Origin of the sequence: Paenibacillus sp. FSL H3-0310 (assembly GCF_038002785.1) — a bacterium.
In the GTDB taxonomy this organism is placed as follows: Bacteria; Bacillota; Bacilli; order Paenibacillales; family Paenibacillaceae; genus Paenibacillus_AQ; species Paenibacillus_AQ odorifer.
The window spans coordinates 351,988-366,204 of sequence record NZ_JBBODC010000003.1 but is presented as its reverse complement, the minus strand read 5'-3'; the positions used below and the strand labels follow the sequence as shown (position 1 = coordinate 366,204).

The following is a 14,217-nucleotide window of genomic DNA, read 5'->3' as shown; positions in this document are numbered from 1 at the left end:
GTTTGCTATCCTTTAACAGAACCCAGCATCACCCCTTTAGCGAAATGTTTTTGCAGAAATGGGTACACACATAAAATTGGTAGAGTACCTACTACAATAACCGCCATTTTAATCGACTGCTCCGGTGGCTGCACAAAGCTCGGATCCATAGAACTCATATCGCCAGCCGCAGATTGGGACAACATTACGATCTGTCGCAGCATCACCTGCAAAGGCCATTTTGTCGGATCCGTAATGTAGAGCAGTGCCGAGAAGAAATTGTTCCAATGTCCCACAGCATAGAACAATGTAAATGTAGCGAGAACCGGTTTGGATAAAGGAAGGACTATCTTCCACAACAAGCCCAGCTCAGAACAACCATCAATACGCGCCGCTTCTTCCATTTCTATAGGCAGCTCCTGAAAAAAGTTTTTGACAATAATCAGGTTAAAGGCGCTAATTGCTCCCGGTAAAATAAGAGAATTGAGCGTATCCAGCAAATGCAGCTCCCGAATGACGAGATAGGTTGGAATCATTCCTCCACCGAACAGCATCGTAAAAATAACAAGGTTGAGTACCAAATTACGGCCCATCAGATATCGTTTTGCCATCGGATAAGCCATAGTTACCGTGAAGAATAAATTAACGACAGTTCCGATTACCGTAACATAAATAGAAACCCCTATACTGCGCATAATCGTATCTGTTGAAAAGATAAATCGGTAGGCGTCAAATGAAATCGTGGTCGGGATCAGGAATACGGCACGTTTAGTAATTTCCGCATCTGTAGCGAAGGAGCCCGAAACCACAAAGAGGAAAGGGAGAATCGCTACGATCCCGATAATCCCTAAAAATATATAATTGAATATATCAAATGCAGTTCCACCCGTACTCTTGTATTGTTTGGCCACAGCAAGCTTCTCCCTTCTCAATAAAGTCCAGATTCACCAAATTTTTTGGCGATCCAATTCGTCCCGAGCACAAGCGTCACACCGATTATTGATTTAAATAATCCAACAGCCGTGCTGTAACTAAAAGCTCCCTGGGTAATCCCCAGTGCGTATACATAGGTATCGAACACCTCACCTACTTCACGATTAAGAGCATTCATCATTAAATAAATTTGTTCAAAACCGTTATCCAAAATCGTTCCCATCCGAAGAATAAGTAAAATAACGATTGTACTGCGAATAGCAGGCAACGTAATATGCCAAATCTGCCGCCACCGGTTCGCACCGTCCACTACCGCAGCCTCGTATTGCTCCACATCTACACCGGCCAGTGCTGCCAGGAATATAATCGTCCCCCAACCGCACTCCTTCCAGATCGTCTGGAGAATAATCAATGGACGGAACCAGTCGGGATTAGCTAGAAAGTCAATTTTCCTGCCTGTAAACGTATACAAAAACTCATTTACAGTCCCGCCTTCCGTAGTTAGAAATACATAGCTCATACTGGCCACAATGACCATGGATATAAAGTGCGGAACATAAATCATCGTTTGTATCGTCTTTTTATAGAAGGAAAGCCGTATTTCGTTTAGAAGCAGTGCCAGAATAATCGGCGCCGGAAAAAAGAAAATCAAATTATAAAACGATAACAATAACGTATTGCGCAGCAGCATAAAGAAATCGGGATTCTGGAAAAAAACACGAAAATGCTCAAAACCTACCCATTCACTTTTCTGAAAACCAAGAAACGGCTGGTAATTCTTAAAAGCCAGCAGCACGCCCCACATCGGAACATATTTGAAAACAAGAAAATAAAGGACTCCAGGGAGCAGCAGAATATATAACCATTTATCACGTTTAAAACGTTTCCATCTTCTTACCCGGATATTTCGATAGGTCTGCGGCTTTGGCTGTTGTTCTGCAGTTCCCGGAACTGTTACGTGCTTCATCCTGTTCACCTCCATTTGTCATGTACAGCTCGCGATTACTGTAGCCATGGATTACTGCAATCACCCTTACTGCGACTCCTATTATGATGCTAGTGATTTTTTCCAGCAATCGGACTTTTTTGAACGCTCTATATAAGCTAAAAATCCCATTTTATCTAAAAAGTCCAAACCGCGCAAAAGTTTACTATTGTCCGTAAGACATTAAGCACCTATCATTCCAAGTGATGATTTCCAGCAAATGTTTGCCTTAAAGGAGGAACTGAATTGAAGAAAAAGCTATACTACGGTGCTGCTTGGTATCCCGAACTATGGAGTGAAGAGGTGCTTGAGCAGGACATCCTTCTAATGAAAGAAACAGGGATTAATATCGTACGAATCGGAGAATTCATTTGGTCTGCTTTGGAGCCAGAAGAAGATAAGATTGATATCGGGCCCGTCGTGAAATATATCGAAAGGTTACATAGAAACGGAATTGACACAGTAATGTGTACGCCGACACCTACACCCCCCATCTGGCTTACTCATGGACATCCTGAGCGCTGTTATGTGGATGAAAGCGGAACGGTAATGGGACATGGAGCACGGCAGCATATCTGTACGAACAATCCTTATTTTCGTGAGCGTGCAGCCATTATTACGGAGCATATTGCCAAGGAGACCGGAGCACTGCCGGGGTTAACCGCCTGGCAGCTCGATAACGAATTCAAAGCGCATGTGGCGGAGTGTATGTGTGAGACCTGTAAAGACTTATGGCATATCTGGTTACAGCAGCGCTACAGCTCCATTGAAAGGTTGAATGAGGCATGGGGAACAGCCGTCTGGAGCCAAACTTATCAACGTTTTGATCAGGTGCCACAGCCAGGACCCGCACCTTTCCTCCACAATTCATCCCTGCGGACGATGTACCGCTTATTTTCAATGGAAAAGATCGCTGAATTCGCCGATGAACAGGCTGATATTATCCGCCGCCACTCCACTGCGCCAATTACCCACAACAGCAGTGTCGCTTTTCATCTAGATAATGAGCGGCTATTTCAAAATCTCGACTTTGCTGCCTACGACACCTATGCCTCACAGGAAAATATGCATGCTTATCTGCTTAACTGTGATCTGTGGCGAAATTTCAAGCCGGGAAAAGATTTCTGGATAATGGAGACCGGACCCTCGTTTGCCGCATCTCTAGTGAGTTTTGGTGTGCCACATCCGAACGGATATCTGAAGGCAGAAGCGGTTGCCGCCTATGCGCTGGGTGCAGGTGCATTTTGCTATTGGCTCTGGCGCCAGCATACTTCCGGAAGTGAACAAACACATAGCTCGATCCTTAGTGCCTGGGGAGAACCAGCTCTAGGGTACGTTAATGTGCTGGAGGCCAATCAAGCACGGCGGGAAATTGAACAAATTATGCTCTCCACCCGGCCCCTTCGGGCAGATGTTGCGATCACCTATTCGGACAGAACCAAAGCTTATCTCGCAACTGAACCTCATCGGAAGCTAAATTATCGTAGTCTGCTGGGCGATTTCTACAAAAGAATTCTTCATATGGGCATTCACAGGGATCTGCTGCCCGAAGGCGGAGACTTAACCGGATACAAGCTGTTATTCACTCCGTTCGTACATTATTTGTCCCCCGAGTATGTGCAAAGTGCCCTGGCCTTCACAGCAGCTGGCGGGATTTGGATTGTCGGTCCTCTTACCGGAGGACGAACGAAGGAGCATACCCTTCACACGAATGCCGGACTTGGGGAATTGGAGCGGTTAGCAGGCGTCAAAACTAAGTTTACCTATCCGCTGGAATCAACAGGCACGATTGGACACGCTTTTGGGGTATCTGCTCCCTTGTCCTTGTGGAGTTCTGTTTTTGAACCCGTTTCAGAGTCCGTTTCCAGTATCGGAATGATTACGGAGGGGGTGACGCCGGGGTTGTCCTTCCTGACGGAGCAGCCTTACGGACAAGGCACTATTGTTATGCTGGGTTCAATGCCTGCCGGTGAAGAAGGCAACCTAATGTTATGTAAACTCATTGATCATTATGCAGAACGTGCTGGTGTTACCCTACGCAGTGATGTCACTAAGGGAACCCTTGTCTGCCCTAGAAGCGATGACCAGGCTGCCGAAGTCTGGACCCTTGTAAATATGGATGGACACGGGGGAAGTCTCACACTCCCGCGGGACGGACATGATGTTCTCTCAGGCAAATCCGTGGCCTGCGGCCCCCTCTCCCTTGGTGCATATGAGTACCGAGTAATCCGGTTATAAATACTTATCCTTGCAGCATAAAAAGCCGCTAACTCCTTGGTCACCCAAGCGGTTAGCGGCTTCGTTTCCGTTATTTTAACTTTTAATAACGCCTTTTTTAAGAATAACGTTCCCATACAACGCTTCTTCACCAGTAACTATAACTGCATAACTTTGCTTAGAACGGTTATAGAAATCAAAACGTTCCTCATGTTTAATCGTGGCTTCAGCATCATGTTTGGCGATGATTGTCTCGTATGTGGACCAGATAACCGGCACAGTTGGATCTCCTGCAACTACTGCCATAAAAGCCACCTGTTGCTCTGCGTAATGATCCAGAGGTAACAACTCTAAGATGGCATCTAGCAGTTCGGGAATACCGATGCCATCATATCTCAGTACCCTCGGATTCAACGAATGTCCGGGATAATTCGCATCAGCCAATACAAGCTCATCCCCATGACCCATCTCCATCAGAATGCGTACCAGCTCCGGAGACAGCAGCTTAGGAATTCCTTTTAACATAAGGCACCTCTTTACTTCCCATAAAATGATCGCAACGCTACCAGCTCATCAATCCGATGCTGCGGCAATTCTCTCTCCCCGCCAATCATCCGGGTAATGAAGGTGAGCTTGGCGGTATACTCAAGCCGCTCCATATTCAGATATGCTTCCATAACATCTTCTCCCCAAGTAAGGGCTCCGTGATTCTCGAGCAGGACCGCAGTTTTTTTGCCCAGGAAAGGCATCAGTGAATCTGGAATTTCTTCCGTCGATGGTGTTCCATATTCCGCCAACGGAATATCTCCGATCATAATCACCGACTCTGGCATCATCATCTTGTCGAGCGCCTCACCTTTTATGGCAAATGCAGTAGCATACGGGGGATGTGCATGGACCACACCCTTCATCTCTGGCAGCTCATTATAAATTCTTAGATGCATTTTTGCTTCCGTTGAGGGTCTGTAGCCTTCAGCTGCTTCAAGGACTTCACCTTGCAGATTCACTTTTACAAGCATATGAGGCTCTAAATATCCCTTACTCACCGCTCTGGGGGTAGTCAGAATTACATTCTCTGATAAGCGAGCAGAAATATTCCCATCATTAGCCGCAATAAAATCTTTATTAAACAGGTTTCTCCCGATATCACAAATCTGCAAACGTAATTTTTGTTCTAAGGTATCCATAGGGTTTCTCTCCTCGTATCCTATTTTTCACAAACCTTCACCAAAGAAGGCAGATATGTCTTAAAGGCAAAAGATCTTTCCACTACCTGCTTGCCCCCGGAGATTTCCAGTTCCCCTAGGGCAGCCAGTTGAATAATTATATTGCCAATTGCACTGGCTTCCACAGGCCCCGCTACAACTTTTCTCCCCGTAATATTAGCGGTAAGCTGACAGAGCAGTTCATTCTGAATCCCACCACCGACCATATGAATGATATTGATTTTTTTGCCGGTGATCTCTTCCATTTCGTCAATCGTATGGCGATAGGACTCTGCTAAGCTCTCAAGTATGACGCGTATAATCTCAGCTTTCGTATAAGGGGCTTGCTGGCCTGTTCGTTCGCAATATTCTCTAATCCGTTGGGTCATCACACCGGGTGTACTAAACAGCTCATCATTCGGATCAATAATTGCTGGAGCATGATTTATGGTTTCGGCTAGCTCAACCATTTGGCCTTGGCTGACGTATTTTCCCGCTTCGGCCCAATTCCTTTGCAGCTCCTGCAAAATCCATAGTCCCGTTATATTTTTGAGCAAACGATTAGATTGGCCGTAACACTGCTCATTTGTGAATCCGTATTCATAGCTTTTCTCTGTAATGACAGCTCTAGGCGTCTCCATGCCCACTAACGACCATGTACCACAGCTAATAAATGCTGCATCATCCTTTAGAGAATAAGGAATAGAAGCTACTGCTGAAGCCGTATCATGAGAAGCGCCCGCAATTACCTCCATTGAACCTACGCTAAGCTCCTCTTGAATTACCGGAAGGATAGAACCAATAACCGTTCCCGCTTGAACCCGTTGTGGCACTAGACCAACCGGGATATTAAGCCTGCTGAATACTTCAGTGGAGACTTCACCAGATACAGCGTCCATTAAGCCACTTGTACTCCAAATCGTGCTTTCTGCTGCCGCGATACCAGAGAATAAATAGTGGAACAGGTCTGGCATCATTAAAATAGTATCTGCGATCTCTAGCAGAGAATCATTATCCTGAAAATCAGCAAACAGCTGATAAACCGTATTAATCAAGCTCGGTTGAATACCTGTAATGCTAAATTGCTCCCTTGGTGGAAGCAGCGCCTCCAACCCTAGACTATGACTTCCCATTCTCCTATCCCTATAATGATGGGGGGAATAGAGCAACATCCCTCTTTTATCAATAAAACCGTAATCGACTCCCCACGTATCCACGCTTAGAGACCTCAATTTTCCATGCGCCCTATAAGCTCTCTGGATTCCTTTTTTCATTTCGTGGAAGAGCTTCAAAACATCCCAATACAAATGCCCGCCAACATACACCGGCGTATTAGCAAACCGATGAATTTCTTCTATGCGAAGGGTGTTACCGTCATACAATCCCAACATCACTCTTCCGGAACTGGCGCCAAGATCCATAGCCAGAAGCTTAATCGTATCACCCATTTCAAGCACACCTGCTCCACAAGAAGATTTTAATATAGCGGTCCGAAATTCTGACAGGCTCTGTAATCTGCTCCTTCCAGATTCTCCGTCCCAAATAACGACCACACCCGTGGTCTGAAAATACGTGATTCCTCAACGTTATGCATACTTACTGGAATGCGTAAAATCGACGCCAGCGTAATCAGATCCGCCCCGATATGGCCATAACTGATCGCCCCATGATTCGCGCCCCAATTATTCATGACATCATATACCGATTGGAATGAACCACTGTTAGTTAGCTTAGGAGCGAACCAGGTCGTCGGCCATGTCGGATCTGTTCTTTGATCCAAAGTATGATGAACCTCTTCAGGCAGCTCTACAGTGTAACCTTCAACAAGCTGAAGAACAGGTCCAAGCCCCTTCACCAGGTTCAAACGAGCCATAGTAACCGGCATTCCGCCTTGGGTTAAATAATCGGTAGAGAAGCCGCCTCCCCGGAAATATTCTTGAGAAGCTGGCCGGAATTGTGTATTGCTTAGACAAGCCTCAGCCTCTTCGTCTGTAATCTCCCAAAAAGGTTTGATTGCAGGCTTACCCTCTATCCTTTGCTCACCTGTACCATCAAGCGCTGCCGAACCAGAGTTGATCAGATGTAGTATTCCGTGAGCTGCTTCTCCCTCCAATTGATGACCCGTCACTCGCTTCACAGCATCGGGACTCCAGAAGGTTCGGACATCCGCAAAGATTTGTGCTGTATTCGTAAGCAAATAATTGAACAGCATCGTTACCCCATTCAAGCTGTCATTCTCTGTCGCTACGAGATAAGGTGCACGTTTGCCGTTCCAGTCAAAAGAAGAATTCAACATCGTCTCCATGAAATCGCCGTTAGGGAAATGGTCCGTCCATTGTCTCTGGCCTTGGAAACCGCCAACAATTGCATTGTGGCCGTTAGCTTCCTCCTCAAAACCAAGCTCAGCGAGAACCGGATTGCCGATCATCAGGTCGCGGGCGATCAATGTCATTTTCACACAGGTCTCCCACTGCTTCTCTTTCTCTTCTGCACTGATTTGCAGATGCGGCGGATTATTATCGGCGCCAACTTGGCAGTTTTCTTTAGTCCACGCTAGCGCACGCTTAAATTCCTCTTTATCATAAATCTCTTCTTCAAAGCGCCGGACATATTCAGACATATCTATATATTCATTGCGCATGCCCAGATACTCTTGGAAAAACTGTTCATTCACAATGGAACCCGCAATCCCCATCGAAACAGAACCCATAGATAAATATGATTTCCCCTTCATTTGAGCAACTGCTAAGCCTGCTCTAGCAAACTGCAGCAATTTAGACTGCACATCCGCTGGAATCTCTTCACTGCTAGACTCTTGAACATCTTCACCATAGATACCAAACGCAGGAATTCCCTTTTGAGCATACGCCGAGAGAACAGCAGCTAGATACACAGCACCCGGCCGTTCCGTTCCGTTAAATCCCCACACGGCATGCGGAATGGATGTATCCATATCCATTGTCTCTGAGCCATAACACCAGCAAGGCGTCACGGTGATCGACACCCCTACGTTAGCCCCGGAGAATTTCTGAGCCGCAGCAGCAGCTTCTTTAACTCCACCGATCGTAGAATCGGCGATGATGCACTCTACAGGACTCCCATTCGGATACCTTAAATTCGCTTCAATAAACTTAGCCACCCGCTGAGCCATGCCCATCGTTTGCTCTTCCAGTGATTCACGAACGCCTCTTCTTCTGCCATCAATGGTTGGGCGGATACCAATTTTCGGATAGTTTTCTATCAATGCCGTTCCTCCTCAAGATCATCTTAGAGTCATCGTTAATAGATCTATTTCTCCTTCATCATAAAATCTGCAAGCGCTTTAGTCAACACAAAACAACATATTACCTAAACAAAAGTGTGGTTTTATGTGATATAATTATTATATATTGTGGTTTTATGTGAATATGTAATTATTTTTAGATTTAAACAACAATGTAGTACACTAGAAAGCAGACGATTTATATATAAAGGTGAGTGAATGAATGAAAGCATTTGAACGACGGGATCTAATTATTAAAGAGCTTTACAGACAGAAGAAGGTCCATGTCGCAGAGCTAGCGCAAAAATTCAACGTCTCGGAAGAGACCATTCGGCGGGATCTAGATAAACTGGACAAAGAAGGTCTTGCCAAAAAAAATTATGGTGGGGCCATTCTCAACGCCCATACCAATGAAGATCCTTCCTACATCAGCAGACATCAGGTCAATATTGAAGCGAAGCGAATCATAGCCGATAATGTACTGCAATTAATCAATGATGGAGACAGCTTGGTGACAGATACGAGCTCAACGGTGTTTGAAGCCTTGCGTAGAATTATTGAGGAGAAAAACAATCTGACAATTATTACGAACTCTCTGGTGGTATTATCCGAATTTCAACACTCCGGTCAAAAGCTGATTTCCACAGGTGGCATTTTAGGTCCCGAGACCAGCTCCTTTGTTGGAAATACCGCTTCACAGACGATTCGAAAATATAATGTGGATGTAGCTATATTCAGCTGTAAAGCATTGTCCATGACAGGCGGGCTAAGTGATTCAAATGAAGAAGAAAGTGAACTGAAGGTGCTTATGCAGCAGCAGGCAAATAAAGTGGTTCTGCTCGTAGATCACTCCAAATTTGACCGGACTGCGTTCATTAAGTTGTTCAGCTTTGATAGAGTGGATTATATCGTTACAGATCAGAAGCCTTCTGAGGAATGGACCGATTTCTTAAATAATTACCATGTATCTCTTATCTATGCGCCCGCTGAGTGATCAGCAGGTGCATAGATAAAGAGAGATAATAACTTTATAACTTAGTTGTTTAAAAGACCACTTTCCAAGACGACCTCCAGCCATTCCCCAGCAATCAGATCATGCCCGGCAGTCGTCGGATGAACGCCATCCCACAGCCAGTAGGCTGCTTCTGCTCTCTCCGCAGCTGCATTGAAAGCATCCTGTAAAGGTACATAGACCGTATCAAATTGCTCAGACAGCTGCTTAACCACTCCCTGATAATGTGTAATCTTCGCTTCCCATTCTGCCCACTGTTCAGCTGGAGCTCCGGTATTTAAAATAAAAGGCTCACATAAAACCAGCTTCGTATGTGGCAGAACTTCACGTGTTTCTTCAAGTACGTGACGGTAAGCGCGTTCAAAACGGTCCGTAACTCCACTTGGTTCCCCTTTCATCATTCTCCAAATATCGTTAACCCCAATCAATATACTAATGATGTCAGGCTGCAAGCTAATTGCATCTTCATTCCAGCGTGCATATAAATCGGAGATTCGATCTCCACTCACTCCGCGGTTATAGAATACCAGATTCTCTTCTGCCCGCTCATTCCCTAGCTTGCCCCCAATGATATACGCATAGCTATGTCCAAGAATATGATTCGGGTCTTCATCACGACCCCGATTCCCATCCGTAATGGAGTCACCCTGAAATAAGATCACTTTTGATTTTTTAGTAGCTGGATTAGTCATTGAATCTTTCATCTCCTTGATTACTAGTATATTAATCATTCAACTTGAATGTCTCCTATAATACAAGTAAAGTTATCATATAGAATACAAGGAGGAAAGAGAAAAATGAAATATAGAAGACTAGGCAATTCAGGGCTCAAAATCAGTGAGATCGGACTAGGCAGTTGGCTTACATATGGAACAGCAGCAGAGCAAAAGGCAGCCGATGCTTGTATCAGCAAAGCTTTTGAATGCGGTATCAATTTCTTTGATACGGCTAATGCATATAACCGTGGTGAAGGCGAAAAAGCGATGGGTGCTGCTCTACGCTCCTATGAAAGATCATCTTATGTGCTAAGTACAAAGGTCTTTTTCCCCATGGGAGACGATGTTAATAACCGTGGTTTGTCCCGGAAGCATATTATGGAGCAATGTGAAGCCAGCCTCCGCCGCTTAGGCACCGATTATATTGATGTATATTTTTGTCATCGCTTTGATACAGAGACCCCTGTAGAGGAGACTCTACGCGCGCTGGATGATCTGACGGCTCAAGGTAAGATTCTCTACTCCGCTGTTAGCGAATGGAGCGCAGCCCAAATCTCCAATGCAGCTGGTATCAGCCGCAGACTGAACCTGCGTCCACTGATCTCGAATCAACCCATCTATAATATGTTCGAACGTTATATTGAAGACGAGGTCCTTGAAGTATCCCAGCGTGAAGGGCTGGGCCAAGTGGTCTTCTCTCCTCTAGCGCAAGGAATTCTGACTGGCAAATATAAACCGGGGCAACAACCTCCAGCAGGAACCCGTGCAGCGGATAATTCAGTTAATGGTGTGATCTCCAGCTACCTCCGTGATGATGTGTTGTCTGTGGTTGGACAGCTGGATGAACTCGCTCACAGTTTAGACCTGAAGCTTTCGCAATTGGCATTGGCATGGATTCTACGCCAGCCTGGTGTAAGTTCAGCATTAATTGGTGCCAGTAAACCAGAGCAAGTTGCAGAAAATGCCAAAGCTGTAGATACGGTACTCTCCGCAGATACTTTACAGCAAATCGAGGAGATTCTTAAGCCGGTAGCTGATTTTGCTCCTGCAAGATAACCTATTGCACACTTGCCATATAGTACACAAAAGAGGTTGTGCCAAAAGCCATCACCATGGCTTAGGCACATCCTCTTTTTCTTTAAGAAATCAATTTAGACTCTTCGGCTTGTTCAGAAGCCTTATGGATAAAAGGCTCCAGTGGTTTCTTGAGGAGTAATGCCAGCAAGAGTGCCAGCACACCGAAGATAATCAAATAAATCACATCACGAATCGCCACTTCCGGCAGAATTCCCCCAACCGCCTCCCGCATCAGACTAATTGCATAGGTAAACGGCATATACGGATTTAATATTTGAAAAAAACGCCCAGTCGTACTAATCGGAAATGTACCGCCGGAGCTAGAGAATTGAAGCACCATGAACACGATTGCTATTCCTTTTCCCAGGTTGCCAAATACAGCGACAAGCGTAAATACAATGGTTACGAACACGATGCTGATTAACACTCCAAAAAGTACAAACCACACCTTATTCACCACATAACAGTGCAAAATAAAAATGTTGCCCAGGACAGCCACCAGCCCCTGAAGAATCCCCACCGTAAGGAAGGTCAGCAGGCGGCCAAAATACAATTGATATCTTTTGTACGTTAGCCCCCCCGTATCCACACCTGTGCGGAGAAGAGAGACAAGCAGTGTGCCTCCGACCCATAAGGAAAGTACGACATAAAAAGGAGTCATTGCTGAGCCGTAATTCGGAATGGGATATAACTTATTCTCTTTTAACACTACCGGATTGGCCAAAAAATCACTTTTGCTCTTAATATCTCCTCCGAGCAGTTGCGCAATTTCCCCCAGATCAATCTCTTCTTTAATTTGGCGGATCGTGGAGGCGGCTTTTCGAATCGAGTCTTCCAGTACTGGAAGATCATTTCTCACCAAATCTGCGGCAAGCGCCACTCCTTTGTCTGCACGGGGGAGTCCTGTACGAATCAGCTCCGAGACCTGATGAACCCGCTCTTCTACAGTAGGCAGATCCTGACGCACGAAATTCGCAGCTTGCTGTATCTTTTCCCCTGCAGTAGGTAAGCTGCTCTCCAATAGCGGAAGTGTATCTCGGATGAAAGCACCAAAGCCCTGGGTCTGATCGGCAACCCCACTGGCTGCTGTGTGGACCGCTTCGCGTATAGCTGGCAAATCCTGCTGCAGACTAGCTAAGCTTGTCTGCCCGAACTCAATCGCCGACATTGTCTCTTCCAGCAGGGTACCCAGCGCAGGTAAACGATCTGGCACCTGCTGCAATGCGGTAGCTGTGACATCTGCCGCCGAAGTTATTTGCTCCAGTTTATTTTTTATGGCAGGGATAGTCGACGAATCATATCCTGAGATAAGCTTCGCAATCGCCAGCTTCCCAAGACCAGACTTTAGGAACAATTGGTTAATTGCACTGGAATCAGCGTTATCCTTATTCTGAAGGTCAGCCGCCATAGCATTTACCAAGGACTTCTGACTGTTCAAAACACTGTCTACACCTTTCAATGCCGCAAGATCAGCAATAGACACTGTTTCAGGTGAAAATGTGTTCAATGCATTTAACATAGAAAGTGTGTGTTCAATCACGCTGCTTCCTGCAGCCAACTGTGCTGAGAGTACCTCCAACTGCTCACGTACAGCTTGTGGCTCGTTATCCTCTCCCTTTAACTGTTCAGCAAGCTTGACCACTGAGCTCTCCGTTTGCTGTAGGAGATTAAGATTCTGTTTGACAGCTGCTGGAACAGCTTCAAATGCAGCACTGCTCTTCTCCAAAAATTGTTGAAGCTCCAGAACAAAATCATTTCCGGCAGTGGCAATCTTTTCTGCCTCAGGCAGTGCTGTTAAGGCAGTATTAACGATTTTATGCGCTTCCGTAAGACCTTGAGAGGCCTGAGCCATGATCTGTTCAACTTCACCATAATGGTTATCAAGTTGAACGATTAGCTGTGCCGCTTCTTCAATCTTGGGCAGCTTGTCCTGTAGCCCCCCTAAATGATCTAAGGTACTCGCGATTTGCGGCCAATGCTCAGCAATTTTCTCTAAAGCCTCACCCGCTTTTTCCACCTCTGGCAGCTTATTCTCCAATGTGGAAATACGCTCTGCTGAGGCATGAATCTGCGGCCAATTTTCCTGAATTTTTAATACACGTTTACCTGCGGTTTCAATTTCTGGCAGGCTCGCCTCTAATTTAAACAATCCTTTTTCTACCTTGCGTATAATGGGCAATTCAGATTGAAATTCCTTATCAATTTGACTTAAAACAGTAAATACCGTCTCACTAATCGTTTCCGTGAAATTCTCACTGATCTGTGTGGTGATTGAAGTGGCGCCCTTATCCGTGATTTTAGGAGCAATCGCATTTATTTTCTCATTGACGGTATATTCGATCTCTGGTTTCACAATCGTTCCTTCAAGAATTCCAGTCATTCGTTTGGAGAAATTAGCAGGGATAACAATACTGGCATAGTAGTCTCCGCGTTTGACACCATTATGTGCAGTCTCTGCATCTACAAAGGTCCAGCCCAAGTTTTTATTGCTCCGAAGACTTTCCATGACCTCATTGCCGATATTAAAATCCTTCTCCTGCACCTTAGTACCTTCATCTAAGCTGGTAACAGCAATTTTAATGCCAGAAGTATTGCTATAAGGATCCCATACTGACGCAACGTTCACCCAATCATACACGGAGGGCAATACCACCAAAGCGGCAACCAGCAATACGGCCACAGGAACTCTGAATAAGTTACGCCAATCGTTCCTATAAATCCGTAGTATTCCGCCCATTCGCTGCTCCCCCTAATCTGCATGTTTTGATATTTTAATATGCCCGAGGAGACAAGCTTTTACTATTCATTTTAGGGAACTCATGACTTCTCAT

General features: G+C 45.4%; 11 protein-coding genes. 3 read left to right on the top strand and 8 right to left on the bottom strand.

The window, feature by feature from the left end:
• Window positions 1-5 precede the first annotated feature (5 nt).
• On the bottom strand, window positions 6-890 hold the full coding sequence (locus MHH63_RS27660; protein WP_076130713.1) for a carbohydrate ABC transporter permease: 885 nt from the start codon (window positions 888-890) through the stop codon (window positions 6-8).
• A 17-nt stretch (window positions 891-907) separates the two neighbouring features.
• On the bottom strand, window positions 908-1,879 hold the full coding sequence (locus MHH63_RS27655; protein ID WP_036675672.1) for an ABC transporter permease: 972 nt from the start codon (window positions 1,877-1,879) through the stop codon (window positions 908-910).
• A gap of 264 nt (window positions 1,880-2,143) precedes the next feature.
• On the opposite strand from MHH63_RS27655, the gene MHH63_RS27650 reads away from it, so the two are divergent.
• Entirely contained in the window at window positions 2,144-4,135 is a 1,992-nt protein-coding gene (locus MHH63_RS27650; RefSeq protein ID WP_341172306.1) for a beta-galactosidase, read from the top strand.
• Window positions 4,136-4,210: 75 nt separating this feature from the next.
• Here the strand turns inward: MHH63_RS27650 and fucU are convergent, their stop codons facing one another.
• The 4 genes from fucU to MHH63_RS27630 are packed head-to-tail and all read right to left on the bottom strand — an operon-like array spanning window position 4,211 to window position 8,563.
• Window positions 4,211-4,639, bottom strand: coding sequence for an L-fucose mutarotase (gene fucU / locus MHH63_RS27645; RefSeq protein WP_076138304.1), 429 nt, complete (start codon window positions 4,637-4,639; stop codon window positions 4,211-4,213).
• Between the two features lie 11 nt (window positions 4,640-4,650).
• Complete coding sequence (locus MHH63_RS27640; protein WP_038569477.1) at window positions 4,651-5,301, bottom strand: class II aldolase/adducin family protein; 651 nt, start codon at window positions 5,299-5,301, stop codon at window positions 4,651-4,653.
• Window positions 5,302-5,321: 20 nt separating this feature from the next.
• The gene (locus MHH63_RS27635) at window positions 5,322-6,767 is read right to left on the bottom strand and encodes a rhamnulokinase (protein WP_341172305.1); all 1,446 of its coding nucleotides are present in this window, start codon (window positions 6,765-6,767) and stop codon (window positions 5,322-5,324) included.
• A gap of 29 nt (window positions 6,768-6,796) precedes the next feature.
• Window positions 6,797-8,563: an L-fucose isomerase gene (locus MHH63_RS27630; RefSeq protein ID WP_076277111.1), complete on the bottom strand. Its 1,767-nt coding sequence runs from the start codon at window positions 8,561-8,563 to the stop codon at window positions 6,797-6,799.
• A 241-nt stretch (window positions 8,564-8,804) separates the two neighbouring features.
• Here MHH63_RS27630 and MHH63_RS27625 point away from each other — a divergent pair, with 241 nt between their 5' ends.
• On the top strand, window positions 8,805-9,575 hold the full coding sequence (locus MHH63_RS27625) for a DeoR/GlpR family DNA-binding transcription regulator (protein ID WP_076130709.1): 771 nt from the start codon (window positions 8,805-8,807) through the stop codon (window positions 9,573-9,575).
• 41 nt (window positions 9,576-9,616) lie between these two features.
• On the opposite strand, the gene MHH63_RS27620 is transcribed toward MHH63_RS27625, so the two are convergent.
• A complete protein-coding gene (locus MHH63_RS27620) occupies window positions 9,617-10,324 on the bottom strand; it encodes an SGNH/GDSL hydrolase family protein (protein ID WP_341172304.1) in 708 nt (235 codons plus the stop codon).
• 66 nt (window positions 10,325-10,390) lie between these two features.
• Between MHH63_RS27620 and MHH63_RS27615 the strand changes: the two genes are divergently transcribed.
• Complete coding sequence (locus tag MHH63_RS27615; protein ID WP_076280513.1) at window positions 10,391-11,365, top strand: aldo/keto reductase family protein; 975 nt, start codon at window positions 10,391-10,393, stop codon at window positions 11,363-11,365.
• An 82-nt stretch (window positions 11,366-11,447) separates the two neighbouring features.
• Here MHH63_RS27615 and MHH63_RS27610 read toward each other — a convergent pair whose 3' ends face one another.
• The gene (locus MHH63_RS27610) at window positions 11,448-14,123 is read right to left on the bottom strand and encodes a YhgE/Pip domain-containing protein (RefSeq protein WP_341172303.1); all 2,676 of its coding nucleotides are present in this window, start codon (window positions 14,121-14,123) and stop codon (window positions 11,448-11,450) included.
• Window positions 14,124-14,217 lie beyond the last annotated feature (94 nt).

Bases quoted from the DNA above. Each gene is read 5' to 3' on its own strand.
- MHH63_RS27655 (WP_036675672.1), bottom strand. From the start codon at position 1,879: ATGAAGCACGTAACAGTTCCGGGAACTGCAGAACAACAGCCAAAGCCG.
- MHH63_RS27625 (WP_076130709.1), top strand. From the start codon at position 8,805: ATGAAAGCATTTGAACGACGGGATCTAATTATTAAAGAGCTTTACAGA.
- MHH63_RS27610 (WP_341172303.1), bottom strand. From the start codon at position 14,123: ATGGGCGGAATACTACGGATTTATAGGAACGATTGGCGTAACTTATTC.
- MHH63_RS27635 (WP_341172305.1), bottom strand. From the start codon at position 6,767: ATGGGTGATACGATTAAGCTTCTGGCTATGGATCTTGGCGCCAGTTCC.
- MHH63_RS27620 (WP_341172304.1), bottom strand. From the start codon at position 10,324: ATGATTAATATACTAGTAATCAAGGAGATGAAAGATTCAATGACTAAT.
- fucU (WP_076138304.1), bottom strand. From the start codon at position 4,639: ATGTTAAAAGGAATTCCTAAGCTGCTGTCTCCGGAGCTGGTACGCATT.
- MHH63_RS27640 (WP_038569477.1), bottom strand. From the start codon at position 5,301: ATGGATACCTTAGAACAAAAATTACGTTTGCAGATTTGTGATATCGGG.
- MHH63_RS27615 (WP_076280513.1), top strand. From the start codon at position 10,391: ATGAAATATAGAAGACTAGGCAATTCAGGGCTCAAAATCAGTGAGATC.